The following is a 14,831-nucleotide window of genomic DNA, read 5'->3' on the forward strand; positions in this document are numbered from 1 at the left end:
GGGCACCGCCATGGTCTTCGCGTCGCCGGAATTCCTCACGCTGTTCCTGCCGGCCTTCCTGGCCGTGTATGCGCTGTCGCCGGCGGCGTGGCGCAACGCGGTGCTGCTGTGCGGCAGCTGGGTCTTCTACGGCTGGTGGAGCCCGCGGCTGCTGTTGCTGTTCATCGCGCTGATCCTGGCCGGCTGGATCGGCGGTATGGCGATCGACGCCATCCGCAGCCGGCGCGGCCGCCTGGCCGTGCTGGCGGTTTTCGTCGGCGCCGAACTGGCGGTACTCGGCTGGTACAAGTACGCCAACATCGTGGCCGAAACGCTGGGCCGGCTGCTGTCGTGGCACGGCGCGCCGCCCTTCGCGTGGGAGCGGGTCGCGCTGCCGATCGGGCTGTCCTTCATCGTGCTGCAATCGATCTCCTACCTGGTCGACGTGCAGCGCCGCGTGGTGCCGGCCTGCCGCAGCTTCGTCGATTTCGGCGCCTACCAGGCCATGTTCGTGCACCTGATCGCGGGCCCCATCATCCGCTACGACTGGGTGGCGCGCGAACTGCGCGAACGCGCTGCCGGCTGGCCGCAGTTCGCCCGCGGCGCGCGCCGCTTCATGGCCGGCTTCGGCATGAAGGTACTGATCGCCGACACGCTGGCGCCGCTGGTGCAGACCGCGTTCGCGCTGCCGGCGCCGAGCCTGGCCGACGCCTGGCTCGGCTGCCTGGCGTACAGCCTGCAGCTGTTCTTCGACTTCGCTGGCTATAGCGCGATGGCCATCGGCCTGGGCCTGATGCTGGGCTTCCACTTCCCGGAGAACTTCGACCAGCCCTACCTGGCCGCGAGCATCCGCGACTTCTGGCGGCGCTGGCACATCTCGCTGTCGACCTGGCTGCGCGACTACCTGTACATCCCGCTCGGCGGCAGCCGCGGCGGCACGCTGCGCACCTGCGCCAACCTGCTGCTGACCATGGCCATCGGCGGCCTCTGGCACGGCGGCGACAGCTGGAACTACCTGCTGTGGGGCATCGCCCACGGGCTGGCGCTGGCCCTGGCCCATCTGTGGCGCGCCGCCGCGCTGCCGGCCCTGTCGGCATGGCTGTCGCGGGTGCTGACGCTGCTGTTCGTGATGCTCGCGTGGACGCTGTTCCGCGCGCCGGGCTTCGAGGCGGCGCTGCATATGTACGCCGGCCAGTTCGGGCTCAACGGCTTCGCGCTGGGCGATGCCTTGCGGGTGCAGTGGCGGCCGGTGCATCTGGTGACGATGGCGCTGGGGATTGCGTGCGTGACGTATCCGGCGCTGGCGGCGCGGTTGGGCGGCATGGCGCCCGGTTGGCGCGGCGGCGCGTCCGGCCGCGGATTATTCGCGCGCCTGGGGCAGGCCTGGGGCGGCGTATGGCCCGCGGCCGGCTTTCTGCTCGGCTTCGGCGTCCTGGCCGCACGCGGCACGGCGCCCTTTCTGTATTTCCAGTTCTGATGGATCGGACCGCACCGCGCCACGGGCCCCGGCATGCGCTTGCCGGCGTAGTCATGGCCGCCATGCTGGCGGCCGGCCTGCTGTCCAACGGCTACGGCCTGCTGGCCGGGGCAGCGTCGGCCCCGCGCACGCACAGGCAAGCACAACCTGATTGGTCGCACTGGCTCGACGGCCGCGCCACGGCGGACATCGCCGACGCCATCGCCCGCACGCCGCTGCCGGCTGCGGCCGCGAAGCTGGAGCGCGGCGCCGCCTGGCTCGCGATCGGCGACCTGGGTCCGCGCGTCCGCCAGGGCTGCCCGGGCTGGCTGTTCCTGGCCGACGAACTGATCCCATACCCGCAGGCCAGCGCAAACATGCAGGCGCGGACGCGCGAAGTCGCCGCCGTCGCCGCCCGGCTCCGGTCGCAAGACATCGCGCTGCTGGTTGCCACCGTCCCCGACAAGACCCGCATCGCGGCCGCCCGCTTGTGCGGCCTGCGCCGGCCGTCCGCATTAGAGGACCGGCTGCGCGCCTGGACGGCCTCGCTGCGGCAGGCCGGCATCGCGGCGCCGGACCTGGAGCCGGCGCTGCGCGCGCTGGGCAGCCAGGCCTTCCGGCGCACCGACAGCCACTGGAACCAAGCCGGCGCCGAAGCCGCGGCCGGCGCCATCGCCGCGGCCATCAGGCAATTGCCCACGCCAGCGGCCGCGCTGGAACCGCGACAGCCGCTGGCCATCGTGCGCGGTGCCCCCCAACCGGTGCATGGCGACCTGGTCCGGCTGGCCGGCATCGACTGGCTGCCGGCACGGCTCCTGCCCCCGCCGGACCTGGAGCCGCGCCTGCGCTTCGACGCCGCGGCCGCTCCGTCCACGCCCGCGCAGGACGCCGACGACCTGTTCGGCGACGCCGGCCTGCCGCGCGTGGCGCTGATCGGCACTTCGTACTCGCGCAACGCGGAATTCGTCCCCTTCCTGGAAGCCGCGCTGCAGGCACGGGTGGCGAGCTTCGCGCTGGACGGCGGCGAATTCGCCGGCGCCGCGCGGGCCTATTTCAATGGCGACGCCTTCCGCCGCACGCCGCCGCGGCTGGTCGTATGGGAAATCCCGGAACGCGCGCTGCAACGGCCGCTGGATGGCGAAACGGGAATCCTGGCGTCCCGACAGCCAAGCTCGGAGCCGATCCAATGATCGTAACAACGGTCATTAACGGAATAATGTTCGATTTAACGATCTTGCCCGCTTTACGCTGTCCCAGGCGACGGCCTGCCGGCTGATCGCCGACATCTGGCGGATCGTGCGCGAAGCGTCTTCCATGACGGCCGCGCATGCGAGCGTTCATCGATTCGCTGTATCCTGCCGGCAACCTCAACCCTCCGGCGCGGCCATGTCCTCCGAACCCAGACTCTCTCCGTTCAAGAGCACAGGCGGTTTCCAGCGCGTGTTGCGCGCCTGGCGCTATTCGATGCAGGGCCTGTGGGCGGCGCTCAAGTACGAGGCGGCGTTCCGCCAGGAAGTGGCGCTGGTGGCGGTGCTGACGCCGGCCGCCTTCTGGCTCGGCCGCGACACGCTGGAAGTGTTCATGCTGCTGGTCAGCATGCTGATGGTGCTGGTGACCGAACTGCTCAACTCGGCCGTGGAAGCGCTGGCCGATGCGCTGTCGACCGAGCTGCACCCGCTCCTGGGCCGCGCCAAGGACCTGGGCAGCGCGGCCGTGATGCTTACGCTGCTGTTCTCGGCCGGACTGTGGATCGTCATCCTGGCGGACAGGTTCGTGCTGTAGCGACGCACGGGCCGCCGCCGCGCATGATGCAATAATTGCGGGATTCCCTCTTCCCGCCATCCCGATGTCATTCATCCAGAAACTGGAACAGGCCTGGGCATCGTCCGACTCGCTGCTGACCGTCGGCCTCGACCCCGACCCCGCCCGCTTCCCCGCCGGCCTGCGCGGCCGCCGCGACGCCATTTTCGAATTCTGCGCCGGCATCGCCGATGCCTGCGCGCCCTATGCATCGTCGTTCAAGCCGCAGATCGCCTATTTCGCCGCACAGCGCGCCGAAGATCAGCTCGAGGCCCTGTGCGCGCACCTGCGCACGCGCCATCCCGACATTCCCATCGTGCTCGACGCCAAGCGCGGCGACATCGGATCCACCGCGCAGCAATACGCGATCGAGGCCTTCGAGCGCTACGGCGCCGACGCCGTCACCGTCAGCCCCTACATGGGCTCCGATTCGATCGAGCCTTACCTGGAATGGCCCGACCGCGGCATCCTGGTGCTGTGCCGGACCTCCAATCCCGGCGGCTCCGACCTGCAGTTCCTGGAGGTGGAAGGCGAGCCGCTGTACCTGCGGGTGGCGGGCCTGGTGGCCGACCGCTGGAACCGGCACGGGCAGTGCGGGCTGGTGGTCGGAGCCACCTTCCCGGCCGAACTGGCGGCGGTGCGCGGCCGGGTCGGCAGCATGCCGCTACTGGTGCCCGGCATCGGCGCCCAGGGGGGCGACATCCCGGCCACGGTCGAGGCCGGCTGCACGGCCGGCGGCACCGGCATGATGATCAACTCGGCGCGCGCCATCCTGTACGCCAGCGGCGGCGACGACTGGCGCGAAGCCGCCGCCGCCGCCGCGCGCGCCACGCGCGACGCGATCAACGCGGCGCGGCCGGTCAGCGCCCCGCCGTCCGGAACGTCTCGGTAATTATCGCGCGCAGCCACTTGTGGACGGCGCTGTTGTGCGTCCGGTCGTGCCAGTACAGGCCGACCTGCATGTCGGGCAGCGAGAACGGCAGCGGCCGCACGTCGAAGCCATCGGCGTGCCCGTCCATCTGCAGCAGCGTGCGCGGCACCGTCGCCCCCACCGGCGCCCCGCGCACGATGTCGGCCAGCGCCAGGAAATCGGGCACCGTCAGCACCACCTGCCGCTTGCGCCCGAGCTTGGCCAATCGCCGCGTCACCGCGTCGTCGAAATAGCTTTCGCGGGCCGGGACCACCCGCACGTGGGCCAGGCCGCAATACGCGTCGAGCGTGAGCGGCATGTCGGCCGCCAGCGTGCCCGGCCCCAGGATGCATAGCGCATTGTCGCGATACAGCCGGCGAAAATGCAGTCTGCCGCTCGGCACCGTCATCGGGCCGATGCCCAGATCCACCAGCCCCTGCTCCATCCATTCGCGTACTTGCGTGCGGTCGGCCCGCCGGAACTCCAGGCGCACGCCCGGCGCCTTCTCGCGCATCGGCGCGAGGATGCGGTTGAGCAGGATGCGCTGCGCGTAGTCGGTCGCCGTGATCTTGACCGTCAGCTGGTAGTCGGACGGCGCCAGCCCTTCTGCGGGCGAAGCCGCCAGCAGCTCGATGCGCCGCAGCACCTCCCGCACCGGACCGATCAGGTCCGACGCCCGTTCCGTGGGCCGCGAGCCGCCCGCCGTGCGAGTCAGGATCGGGTCGCGGAACACCTCGCGCAGCTTCTTGAGCTGCGCGCTCATCGCCGGCTGGCTCATGCCCAGCAGATGCGCGGCGCGCGTGACGCTGCTCTCGTCTACCAGCGCGCGGAAGGCTCGCAGCAGCGGCACGTCGATCGATTCGACATTTCGATTCATGATGTCGGACATCAGCCTGGGTTTATGGCAAAGACATTATGGCCCTTTCTACACTCCGCCCTACACCTATCGACTGCGCGGAGACGGCAACTTGGCTACATCAACCGAAACAGTGTTCGTGGAATGGGACGGCCCGGTGGCGATCGTCACCCTCAACCGCCCGGAAAAGCGCAACGCCATGAACTCGGCCCTGACCCGGGCCATCACCGAAACGCTGGAACGCCTGCGCGACGACGATGCCTGCCGGGTCGTGGTGCTGACCGGCGCCGGCACGGCCTTCTGCGCCGGCATGGACCTCACCGAATTCTTCAGCGAAGGCGAAGGCATCGCCGCCGCCCGCGACCGCGCCATGCGCGACGCGGCGGCCTGGCGCATCCATCTGCTGCGGCACTTCCCGAAACCCACGATCGCGATGGTCAACGGCGCCTGCCTGGGCGGCGGCTTCTCGGTGGTGGAATGCTGCGACCTGGCGCTGGCCAGCAGCGAGGCGAAATTCGCGCTGACGGAAATCAACTTCCGCCATATTCCCGCGGGCCCGGTCAGCAAATCCATGGCCTCCATCCTGCGGCCGCGCGATGCGCTGTTCCTGGCCATGACGGGCCGCTCCTTCGACAGCGCGACGGCCGAACGCATCGGCCTGATCAACCGGATGGTTCAGCACGACGCGCTGCGCGCCGAAACGCTGGCGCTGGCGCATGAACTGGCGGGCAAGGACGCGGCGGCGCTGCGGCTGACCAAGGAAAGCTATCGCTACGCGCTGGAAATGGGCTGGGAGGCGTCGATCAATTTCGTCACGGCCAAGACCTTCGAACTGCTCGCGCGCCAGTCGGCCGACGCCTCGCGCACCACCGAGGTCCAGGCCTTCCGCGAAGGCCGGCTCAAGCCCGGCGCCTGAGACCACGGGCGCCCATGCCGCGCGTCCGCTCCTTCCCTTCATTCCCCGATTCCCCATGACCATCGCTTTCACCACCGAACAGAACCTGATGCGCGACAGCGTGCGCAAGATGACGCAGGCCATCGCCACCCGCGACTACCTGGCGGCCATGGACCGCGAAGGGCGCTACCCGCACGAAGTCTACGATGCCTGGGTCGAGGCCGGCATGTTCGCCATGCCCTTTCCCGAGGCCTATGGCGGCCTGGGCGGCGGCATCGTCGAGATGGCCCTGATCGTCGACGAGCTGGCCTATGTGAACTACGACATCGCCGCCGCCTACGCCGTCGTGCTCTATACCTCCACCACGCTGCTCAAATGCGGCAGCGAGGAACAGAAGCGCCACTACCTGCCCCGCATCTTCGACGGTTCGGTGCGGATGTCGGTATCCATCAGCGAGCCGCAGGCCGGCTCCGATGTCGGCGCCATCCGCACGTCGGCGCGGCGCGACGGCGACGGCTGGGTGCTCAACGGCCGCAAGGTGTGGGCGACGGCCGCGGGCGCGCGCGACAACATCATCCAGGTCTATGCGCGCACCTCGTCCGACCGGGGCCCGCACGGCGGGCTGACGGTGTTCCTGGTGCCCAACGACACGCCAGGCGTGGAGTGCCGCAAGCTCGACATGCTCGGCCGGCGCGGCACGGGCACCTACGAGATCTTCCTCGACGACGTGCGCGTGCCGGCCGACGCCGTCCTGGGCCAGGTCGACCACGGCTGGGACATCCTGATGGCCTGCCTGCAGACCGAACGCCTGAGCACGGCCGCGGGCTACGTCGGCTCCGGCCGCAAGGTGTTCGACCTGGCGCTCTCGTATGCCAGGGAACGGACGCAGTTCGGCAAGCCGATCGGCGCGTTCCAGGCCATCGGCCACATGCTGGCCGACATGCAGACGGAGCAGGAAGCCGGCAGCCTGCTGATGTGGAACGCGGTGGAGAAAATGGCGCGCGGCGAAAACGCGCTGCGCGAAGTCACGATGGCCAAGCTGTTCTGCTCCGAAGCCTACGTGCGCGCCGCCAACGCGGGCATACAGGTCATGGGCGCGGCCGGCTACAGCATGGAATACGAAATGCAGCAGCACTACCGCGACGCCCGCAGCACCACCATCGGCGCCGGCAGCTCGCAGATGCAGCGCAATCTGCTCGCCAATCTGATGGGCCTGAAGGCCAGGTAGCCATGCGCGAGCTCATCGTTCTCAGCGCCGGCGCGGCGCGCGGGCTGATCGAGGCGCGCCGCGCCGGCATCGGCCGCCGCTTCGGCGCCGCGCTCGCCTGCCGCTACGCGCCCGTGGACGCGGTGTGGCAGGCGCTCGAAGGCGGCGCGGCCGCCGACCTCGTCGTGCTCAGCCGCGCCGCGTTCGGCGCGCTGCGGCCGGACGTGGCGCAGCGCTTCGGCGCGCCGCAGACGCTGGGCTGGGCCCAGACCCGCTGCGTGCGGCGCGCCGACGACCCGCTGCCGCCGCTGGCCACGGCCGACGCGCTGCGCCGCGCCCTGCTCGACAGTCCCTTGCTGCTGGTGCCCGACCTGGAACGGTCGACCGGCGGCCGCCACCTGGCCGCGGTCTTCCGCGCGCTGGGCGTGGCCGAAACGCTGGCGCCGCGCATGCGCCACTACGCCGGCGGCTTCGAGGCCGCCAGCGCCCTGGCCGCGCAACACGCTTCGGGCGCCCTGGCTTGCGCGCAGTCGACCGAGGCGGCCCAGGTGCCCGGCGTGGCCGACGCCGGCATGCCGGCCGAATTTTCGCTGGCCACCGAATACTGCATCGGCATGCGTTCGGCCGCGGAGGCCCCGTGCGCAGACGTGGTCCGCGAGCTGCTGCATGCCGCCCGGGCCGACGGCGGTTTCTCGCCCGGCCCGTCCATCCATTCCTGACCCACACCATGCACAACGATCCGCAGTCCATCATTCTGGGCGATGCCTTCCTGCGCAACGCCCGCTACTTCCGCGACAAGACCGCCTTCATCGATTCCGACGGCGCCTGCACGCACGGCCAGTTCGCCGATCGCGTCATCCGCCTGATCAATGCGCTGAGCCGGCTCGGCATTGCGCGCCAGGGACGGCTGGCGGTGCTGTCGGCCAACAGCCGCACGATGATCGAGATCGCCGGCGCGGCCGAACTCGGCGGCTTCATCGTATTGCCGCTCAACCATCGGCTGGCCGCGGCCGAGCTGTCGGCGATCTGCCTCGACGCGCAGCCGGGCGTGCTGTTCTACCAATCGGCGTTCGCCGAAACCGCCGCCCGCATCGCGGAAGAAACCGGCACGCCGGCCATCCGCATCGACGGCGAGGCCGGGGAAGCGATCGCCGGCGCCCCCGGCTACGAAGCGCTGCTGCGCGCCGAAACGTCGGCGCAGCTGGCGCGGCAGGCCAGCGCCGACGACGGCGTGCACCTGGTCTACACCAGCGGCACCACGGGCCGGCCCAAGGGCGTGCTGCTGGGGCAGCGCGGCCAGGTGGAAATGACGCGGACGATGGCCGCGTCGGGCGGCATCCGCGCCGGCACCCGTCTGCTGCTGGTCATGCCCCTGTTCCACGTCGGCGGCAAGAGCCAGCAGCTTTGCTGCACCTGGCACGGCGGCACGGTCATCGTGCGGCCGCGTTTTTCGGCGGCGCAGTGGTTCGATCTGATCCAGGCCCACCGCGTGACGGTCGCCCACCTGGCGCCGGTCATGATCCGCAGCGTGCTCGACGAACCGGAACGCGGGCACGACCTGTCGTCGCTGGAAACCATCAGCTACGGCTCGTCGCCCATCCCGCAGCGCGACCTGGCACGCGCCGTCGAACGCTTCGGGCCGATCTTCATCCAGTACTACGGCATGACGGAAACCGGCCCGCTGAACACGATGCTCGACAAGGAATTCCACCAGCTCAGCGGCCGGCCCGAAGGGGATGCCCGGCTGGGGTCGGCCGGCTATCCCCACATCGGCGGCCGCATCGAGATCCGCGATGCCGAGGGCCGCGCCTGCCCCGACGGCACGGCGGGCGAAGTCTACATCGACACGCCGACGCTGATGATCGGCTACTGGAACCGTGAACTCGGCCGCGCCGACCCGGTGCCGCGCGGCTGGTTCGCCACCGGCGACGTCGGCTACGTGGGCAGGGACGACGCGCTGCTCTACCTGATCGACCGCAAGAAGGACATGATCGTATCGGGCGGCGAAAACATCTACAGCCGCGAGGTGGAGGAAGCGCTGCACGCCCATCCGGCCGTGCGCGAGGCGGCGGTGGTGGGCGTTCCCGACGAACACTGGGGCGAAACCGTGGCGGCCTACGTGGTGTTCAGGGAGGGCGCCGCCGCCACCGCGGAGGAACTGGTGGCGCACTGCCGCCTGCGGCTCGCCGGCTACAAGAAACCGCGCCACATCTACGTGGTCGACAGCCTGCCGCGGCTGGCGGCCACCGGCAAGATCGACAAGAAGCGCCTGCGCGCGCGCCATTGGGGTCCGGAAGGGAGGTTCGTGGCATGACCGCGCCGGAACCGGCAAGCCGGCCCTGGCCGCCCGCGGCCGCTTTCACGCAGATCGACGGCCGGCTCGACGACGACGGCGTGCTGTCGCTGGCGCTGGCGCGCCCGGCCAAGCAGAATGCGATCGGCATCGAGATGACCGGCGAGCTCGAACAGGCGCTGGAGGCCATCGCCGCCGACGGCGCCGTGCGCGTCGTCGTGCTGCGCGCGCAGGGCCCGCACTTCTGCGCCGGGATGGACCTGCGCGATTTCTTCGCCGAGGGCCAGCGTCCTCCCGAACAGGTGGCGGGCGCCCGCCGCGCCGTCGAACGCCTGCGCCGCGGCCAGTTGCGCGAATTGCCCCAGCCCGTGGTGGCCGCCGTCCGCGGCCACTGCCTGGGTGCCGCCATCACGCTGGTCGAATCGGCCGACATCGCGATCGCGGCCGACGACGCGGTGTTCGGCTTCCCCGAGATCAACTTCGGCTTCTTCTTCGGCGGCCCCATCGCCAAGGCCGCGCTGGCGCTGATGCCGCGGCGGGCGGCCGCCTATTACGGGCTGACCGGCGAAACCTTCGGCGCCGCCGAAGCGCTGCGCCTGGGCGTGATCACGCGCAGCGTCGCCGCCGCCGCGCTCGACGACGAGACGATGCGCGTGGCGCGCCGCCTGGCCGGCAAGCAGCCGGACGCGCTGCGCCTGTCGAAAGAAAGCCTGCGCGCCGTCGGTGGCCTGGACTGGGAGGCGGCGATCCGCCACGGCGCCCATGCCGCGGCCCGCCTGGCCGACGCGCAGGCCGGCCCGCAGGCACGAACGGCGCGCGTCAGGCAATTCATGGAAGGCCGGTTCAAGCCCGGCCGCGACGCTCCGCCCCCCGAATGAGCACGTCTTCCTGTCGCCGGACACCCCGCGGCGGCAGGCGGATGCGCCAATGAGCCGTACCGCATTTCAACAACCAAGCAAGGAGACTACGATGCAACATTGGAAGACCTGGCTCGCCGCCTGCGCCGCGGCGATGCAATGGGCCGCCGCGCCGGCGGCGGCCGCCGCCGCCGACTACCCGACCAAGCCGGTGAGGATGATCGTGCCCTTCGTGGCCGGCGGCGCGGCCGACATGCTCGCCCGGCCGCTCGCCCAGGAACTGGGCGAAAAGCTCGGGCAGCCGGTGGTCGTCGAAAACCGGGCCGGCGCCAACAGCACCATCGGCGTGCAATACGTCGCCCGCTCGCCGAACGACGGCTACACCATCCTGTTCGGCAGCGACGCCGGCCTGTCGCTCGCGCCCAATACCCAGCCCGACCTCGGCTATTCCGTGAAAGACTTCGTCCCGCTGGCCATCCTGGCCTACATGACCCAGGTCATGGTGGTCAACGGCTCGTCGCCGATCAACTCCGTGCAGGACCTGGCGCGCGAGGTACGCGCCCGGCCTGGCCAGCTGCCGTATGCGTCGATCGGCGTCGGCAGCCTGTCGCACGTATCGATGGAGGCGCTGGCCGGCCGCTTCGGCGCGCCGATGATCCACGTCCCCTACCAGGGCGTGGCGCCGGCCCTGGCCGACCTGCTCGGCGGGCGCGTGCAGATCATGCTGTCGGCGGTGGCCGCGCCGCTGCCGCACATCAAGGCGGGCCGGCTCAAGGCCATCGCCTTCGCCGGCACGGAACGGTCGGCCTCGCTGCCGGAGGTACCCACCCTGGCCGAGCAGGGCATTCCGGATTTCGTGTCGCGCGGCTGGTTCGGCGTAATGGTGCCGGCCGGCACGCCCGCCCCTATCGTCGCGAAGCTGCAGGCCGCCATCGCCGACATCGCGGGCCGGAAGTCGTTCCAGGACGGCGTGGTGCGCGCCAACGGCTATGATGTACCGCGGCTCGCCCCCGCCGAGCTGGCCGGCTTCCTGGCCACCGAAAACGCCAAGAGCAAGGCGCTGGTCGACCCCATCCGCGATCAGTTGAAATGACCCCCCTACAGTGCCCCCCCTACGCGCTTCGCGCGCCCCCCAAGGGGGCGGCACTGGCGGACCGGCGGAGCCGGATCCGCTGTGCCCTGGGTGGGCCGGGGATGCGCGCCACACTCGAACAAATTCGCTGGTTCTTCAGGAGACGTTGCCATGACTACCCGCCAATCCCTCGTGCTGATTCCCGGACTGCTGTGCGATCCGCTGCTGTGGGCGCCGCAGGTGGAAGGGCTGGCCGACACCGCCGACATCTGGGTCGCCGGCGCCGGCGGGCACGATTCGATCGCCGGCATCGCCGCCGACGTCCTGCGGCATTGCCCGTTCGAGAGATTCTCGCTGGCCGGGCTGTCGATGGGCGGCTATGTGGCGCTCGAAATGTGGCGGCAGGCGGCGCGGCGGGTGGAACGGCTGGCGCTGCTCGACACCACCGCCCGGCCCGACGCGCCCGAGGCCGCCGCGGCGCGGCGCGCCCTGATGGAAACCGCCCGTGCGCAGGGGCTGACGCCGGTGGCGCAGGCGCTGCTGCCGCGCCTGGTGTGGCCGCGCGCCCCGCGCAGCGAGGCGCTGGCGGCGACGGTCCGCACCATGGCATGGAACGTCGGGGTCGACGCCTTCCTGCGGCAGGAGGCGGCCATCATCGGCCGCGCCGATTCGCGCGACACCTTGCCCCGCATCGACTGCCCGGCGCTGGTCGCCTGCGGCAATGACGACATCCTGACGCCACCCGCCGTGCACGAAGAGATGGCGGCCGGCATTCCCGGCGCAACGCTGGTCCGCTTCGAAGACTGCGGCCATCTGTCGACGCTGGAGCGCCCCGACGACGTGAACCACGCCCTGCGCGCCTGGCTGGACCGCTGAAACACCGCCCGGCCAGGCGCGGCCGGGACCGCGCCCGGCCGGCCTACTTCGCCGTCGGCATCGCGAATTCGGCGCCCTTGGCGGTGCTTTCGGGCCAGCGCTGCATGATGGACTTCTGGCGCGTGTAGAAACGCACGCCTTCCTTGCCGTAGGCATGCATGTCGCCGAACAGGCTGCCGCGCCAGCCGCCGAAGCCGTGCCAGGCCATCGGCACCGGGATCGGCACGTTGATCCCCACCATGCCGCACTGGATGCGGCGGCCGAATTCGCGCGCCACGTTGCCGTCGCGCGTGTAGCAGGCCACGCCGTTGCCGAATTCGTGGCGATTGATGAGATCGAGCGCGGCGGCGAAGTCGGGCACGCGCACGCAGGACAGCACCGGGCCGAAGATTTCCTCGCGGTAAATGCGCATGTCGGGCGTGACGTGATCGAACAGCGTGCCGCCGGTGAAGAAGCCTTCTTCGCGGCCCGGCACCTTCAGCCCGCGGCCGTCGACCACCAGCTTCGCGCCCTGCTCCACGCCGCTGGCGATCAGGCCTTCGATGCGCTCCAGCGCCTGGCGCGACACGATGGGGCCCATCTCGGCGTCGGCCCGCATGCCGTCGGCCACCACCAGCGAACGCGCGCGTTCGGCCACCTTGGCCACCACCTGGTCGGCGATGTCGCCCACCAGCACCGCCACCGAGATCGCCATGCAGCGCTCGCCGGCCGAGCCGTAGGCGGCGCCGATCAGCGCGTCGACCGCCTGGTCGACATCGGCGTCGGGCATCACCACCAGATGGTTCTTGGCGCCGCCCAGCGCCTGCACGCGCTTGCCGAAGTGCGCGCCGCGCTCGTAGATGTAGCGCGCGATCGGCGTGGAGCCGACGAAGCTGACCGCCTGCACGTCGGGATGCTCGAGCAGCGCGTCGACCGCCGCCTTGTCGCCCTGCACGACGCTGAACACGCCGGGCGGCAGCCCGGCCTGCGCCAGCAGCTCGGCCATGAACAGCGAGGCCGAGGGGTCGCGCTCGCTCGGCTTGAGCACGAAGCAATTGCCGGCGGCCAGCGCCACCGGGAACATCCAGCACGGCACCATGCAGGGGAAGTTGAACGGCGTGATGCCGGCCACCACGCCCAGCGGCTGGCGTACCGTCCAGTTGTCGATGCCGGTCGAGACCTGTTCGGTATAGTCGCCCTTGAGCAGCTCTGGAATGCCGCAGGCGAATTCGATCACTTCGATGCCGCGCGTGACTTCGCCCTGCGCATCGCTGAACACCTTGCCGTGCTCGGCGGTGATGATGGCGGCCAGTTCGTCGCGATGGCGGTTCATCAGCTCCAGGAACTTGAACATCACGCGCGCGCGGCGCACCGGCGGCGTCTGCGCCCAGCCGGCGAAGGCGGCGCGGGCCGCGGCCACCGCGCGCTCGACGTCGCCGCCGTCGGCCAGCACGACCTGGCGCGCCACCGCGCCGGTGGCCGGGTTGTACACGGCCTGGCGCCGGGCCTGGGAGCCGGCGGTGCGCTGGCCGCCGATGAAGTGGACGACGTCGCCGGCGTCGGCGAACGGGGCAGGAATGGACATGGCGTCTCCGGTATGGTGAGGGCAATTGCTGCCAGTTTAGAAAGCCCGGCCGCGCCACACCAGACCGCCGGACTGGAATGATTGTTTGAAATAATGAACAATCCAAGGCATGGAAGATCACAAAGTCAGCGCCCTGTGGACGCATCTGCACTGGCTGACGGTGCTGGCCCAGCACGGCAGCTTCACCGCCGCGGCCGCCCACCTGTCGGTCAGCAAGGCCGCCATGAGCCAGCGCATCGCCGAGCTCGAACGCGCGGCCGGCGTCGCGCTGGTGCGCCGGACCACGCGCAGCGTGCGGCTGACCGAAGCCGGCCGGCAACTGGTGGACGATACCCGCGGCGCGTTCGACCGCATCGCCAGCAGCTTCGAAGGCGTGCGCGACCTGGCCGAGGCGCCGCGCGGCCTGCTGCGCGTGACCGCGCCGGTGGCCTTCGCGCGCCAGCAGCTGGTGCCGCGGCTGCCCGGCTTCCTGCGCCAGCACCCGCAGGTGCGCATCGAACTGGACCTGTCGGACCGGCTGCGTTCGCTGGCGGTGGACGGTTTCGACCTGGCGCTGCGCCACACCCATGCGCCGCCCGACACCCATGTGGCGTGGGCGCTGTGCGCCAGCCGGTCGGTACTGGTGGCCAGCCGCGCCTACCTGCGCCGGCGCGGCCAACCCGCCGCGCCGCAGGAACTGGCCGGCCACGATCATCTGCACTATCCACGGCCGCAGCACACCCCGGTCTGGACCTTCGAGGCGCGCGGCCGCGGCGCGGCGCCGCAGCGGATCACGGTACCCGTCAGGGGGCCATTGGCGGCCAACAACAGCGAGGCCTTGCGCGACGCGGCGCTGGCCGGGCTCGGCATCGCGCTACTGCCCGACTTCAGCGCCGAGTCGGCCCTGAAGTCGGGCAAGCTGCTGCGGCTGCTGCCGGACTGGGACGCGGTCGATACCTTCGCCGAGCAGATCTACGCGATCCGGCCGTATTCCACCCACGTGCCGCGCGCGGTGCAGGCGCTGGTCGCGTATCTGCGCGACGCGTTCCGCGCCGGGTTCGAGGTATAGCGCAACGCCCGGCCCGCG

The 14,831-nt window shown here is 70.9% G+C and carries 14 protein-coding genes; 12 read left to right on the plus strand and 2 right to left on the minus strand.

What is annotated here, in order from left to right; translation table 11 throughout:
• Positions 1-10 precede the first annotated feature (10 nt).
• From ABD927_RS08100 to pyrF, 4 genes are all read left to right on the plus strand, one after another.
• Positions 11-1,456 carry an MBOAT family O-acyltransferase gene (locus ABD927_RS08100; protein WP_345248134.1) on the plus strand — a complete coding sequence of 482 codons (1,446 nt, stop codon included), beginning with the start codon at positions 11-13 and terminating at the stop codon, positions 1,454-1,456.
• A gap of 53 nt (positions 1,457-1,509) precedes the next feature.
• Positions 1,510-2,625, plus strand: a complete 1,116-nt coding sequence (locus tag ABD927_RS08105; RefSeq protein ID WP_345248136.1) for an alginate O-acetyltransferase AlgX-related protein — start codon at positions 1,510-1,512, stop codon at positions 2,623-2,625.
• 196 nt (positions 2,626-2,821) lie between these two features.
• Positions 2,822-3,217, plus strand: coding sequence for a diacylglycerol kinase (locus ABD927_RS08110; protein ID WP_345248138.1), 396 nt, complete (start codon positions 2,822-2,824; stop codon positions 3,215-3,217).
• Between the two features lie 64 nt (positions 3,218-3,281).
• Positions 3,282-4,127, plus strand: coding sequence for an orotidine-5'-phosphate decarboxylase (gene pyrF, locus ABD927_RS08115; protein WP_345248140.1), 846 nt, complete (start codon positions 3,282-3,284; stop codon positions 4,125-4,127).
• Here pyrF and ABD927_RS08120 read toward each other — a convergent pair.
• Positions 4,096-5,022 carry a LysR family transcriptional regulator gene (locus tag ABD927_RS08120; protein WP_345248142.1) on the minus strand — a complete coding sequence of 309 codons (927 nt, stop codon included), beginning with the start codon at positions 5,020-5,022 and terminating at the stop codon, positions 4,096-4,098. The genes pyrF and ABD927_RS08120 overlap by 32 nt on opposite strands.
• A gap of 91 nt (positions 5,023-5,113) precedes the next feature.
• Here ABD927_RS08120 and ABD927_RS08125 point away from each other — a divergent pair, with 91 nt between their 5' ends.
• The 7 genes from ABD927_RS08125 to ABD927_RS08155 all read left to right on the plus strand — a co-directional run bounded on the left by ABD927_RS08125 (position 5,114) and on the right by ABD927_RS08155 (position 12,201).
• A complete protein-coding gene (locus ABD927_RS08125; RefSeq protein ID WP_345248144.1) occupies positions 5,114-5,917 on the plus strand; it encodes an enoyl-CoA hydratase-related protein in 804 nt (267 codons plus the stop codon).
• Positions 5,918-5,972: 55 nt separating this feature from the next.
• On the plus strand, positions 5,973-7,124 hold the full coding sequence (locus ABD927_RS08130) for an acyl-CoA dehydrogenase family protein (protein WP_345248146.1): 1,152 nt from the start codon (positions 5,973-5,975) through the stop codon (positions 7,122-7,124).
• 2 nt (positions 7,125-7,126) lie between these two features.
• Entirely contained in the window at positions 7,127-7,822 is a 696-nt protein-coding gene (locus tag ABD927_RS08135) for a substrate-binding domain-containing protein (RefSeq protein ID WP_345248148.1), read from the plus strand.
• 8 nt (positions 7,823-7,830) lie between these two features.
• Entirely contained in the window at positions 7,831-9,417 is a 1,587-nt protein-coding gene (locus ABD927_RS08140) for an AMP-binding protein (protein WP_345248149.1), read from the plus strand.
• On the plus strand, positions 9,414-10,274 hold the full coding sequence (locus ABD927_RS08145; protein WP_345248151.1) for an enoyl-CoA hydratase/isomerase family protein: 861 nt from the start codon (positions 9,414-9,416) through the stop codon (positions 10,272-10,274). Before ABD927_RS08140 ends, ABD927_RS08145 begins: the two co-directional genes overlap by 4 nt.
• A 91-nt stretch (positions 10,275-10,365) precedes the next feature.
• Positions 10,366-11,346 (plus strand): tripartite tricarboxylate transporter substrate binding protein, encoded by a 981-nt coding sequence (locus ABD927_RS08150; protein ID WP_345248153.1) that lies wholly within the window; start codon positions 10,366-10,368, stop codon positions 11,344-11,346.
• 150 nt (positions 11,347-11,496) lie between these two features.
• Positions 11,497-12,201 (plus strand): alpha/beta fold hydrolase, encoded by a 705-nt coding sequence (locus ABD927_RS08155; RefSeq protein ID WP_345248155.1) that lies wholly within the window; start codon positions 11,497-11,499, stop codon positions 12,199-12,201.
• Positions 12,202-12,244: 43 nt separating this feature from the next.
• Here the strand turns inward: ABD927_RS08155 and ABD927_RS08160 are convergent, their stop codons facing one another.
• The gene (locus tag ABD927_RS08160) at positions 12,245-13,765 is read right to left on the minus strand and encodes a CoA-acylating methylmalonate-semialdehyde dehydrogenase (protein ID WP_345248157.1); all 1,521 of its coding nucleotides are present in this window, start codon (positions 13,763-13,765) and stop codon (positions 12,245-12,247) included.
• A 109-nt stretch (positions 13,766-13,874) separates the two neighbouring features.
• On the opposite strand from ABD927_RS08160, the gene ABD927_RS08165 reads away from it, so the two are divergent.
• Positions 13,875-14,813 (plus strand): LysR family transcriptional regulator, encoded by a 939-nt coding sequence (locus tag ABD927_RS08165; protein WP_345248159.1) that lies wholly within the window; start codon positions 13,875-13,877, stop codon positions 14,811-14,813.
• Positions 14,814-14,831: the final 18 nt, after the last annotated feature.

Origin of the sequence: Pigmentiphaga soli (genome assembly GCF_039541095.1) — a bacterium.
In the GTDB taxonomy this organism is placed as follows: domain Bacteria; phylum Pseudomonadota; class Gammaproteobacteria; order Burkholderiales; family Burkholderiaceae_B; genus Pigmentiphaga; species Pigmentiphaga soli.

Excerpts from the sequence above, each read along its gene's own strand:
- ABD927_RS08100 (WP_345248134.1), top strand. The coding sequence starts at position 11 with ATGGTCTTCGCGTCGCCGGAATTCCTCACGCTGTTCCTGCCGGCCTTC.
- ABD927_RS08105 (WP_345248136.1), top strand. The coding sequence starts at position 1,510 with ATGGCCGCCATGCTGGCGGCCGGCCTGCTGTCCAACGGCTACGGCCTG.
- ABD927_RS08110 (WP_345248138.1), top strand. The coding sequence starts at position 2,822 with ATGTCCTCCGAACCCAGACTCTCTCCGTTCAAGAGCACAGGCGGTTTC.
- pyrF (WP_345248140.1), top strand. The coding sequence starts at position 3,282 with ATGTCATTCATCCAGAAACTGGAACAGGCCTGGGCATCGTCCGACTCG.
- ABD927_RS08120 (WP_345248142.1), bottom strand. The coding sequence starts at position 5,022 with ATGAATCGAAATGTCGAATCGATCGACGTGCCGCTGCTGCGAGCCTTC.
- ABD927_RS08130 (WP_345248146.1), top strand. The coding sequence starts at position 5,973 with ATGACCATCGCTTTCACCACCGAACAGAACCTGATGCGCGACAGCGTG.
- ABD927_RS08135 (WP_345248148.1), top strand. The coding sequence starts at position 7,127 with ATGCGCGAGCTCATCGTTCTCAGCGCCGGCGCGGCGCGCGGGCTGATC.
- ABD927_RS08140 (WP_345248149.1), top strand. The coding sequence starts at position 7,831 with ATGCACAACGATCCGCAGTCCATCATTCTGGGCGATGCCTTCCTGCGC.
- ABD927_RS08145 (WP_345248151.1), top strand. The coding sequence starts at position 9,414 with ATGACCGCGCCGGAACCGGCAAGCCGGCCCTGGCCGCCCGCGGCCGCT.
- ABD927_RS08150 (WP_345248153.1), top strand. The coding sequence starts at position 10,366 with ATGCAACATTGGAAGACCTGGCTCGCCGCCTGCGCCGCGGCGATGCAA.
- ABD927_RS08155 (WP_345248155.1), top strand. The coding sequence starts at position 11,497 with ATGACTACCCGCCAATCCCTCGTGCTGATTCCCGGACTGCTGTGCGAT.
- ABD927_RS08160 (WP_345248157.1), bottom strand. The coding sequence starts at position 13,765 with ATGTCCATTCCTGCCCCGTTCGCCGACGCCGGCGACGTCGTCCACTTC.
- ABD927_RS08165 (WP_345248159.1), top strand. The coding sequence starts at position 13,875 with ATGGAAGATCACAAAGTCAGCGCCCTGTGGACGCATCTGCACTGGCTG.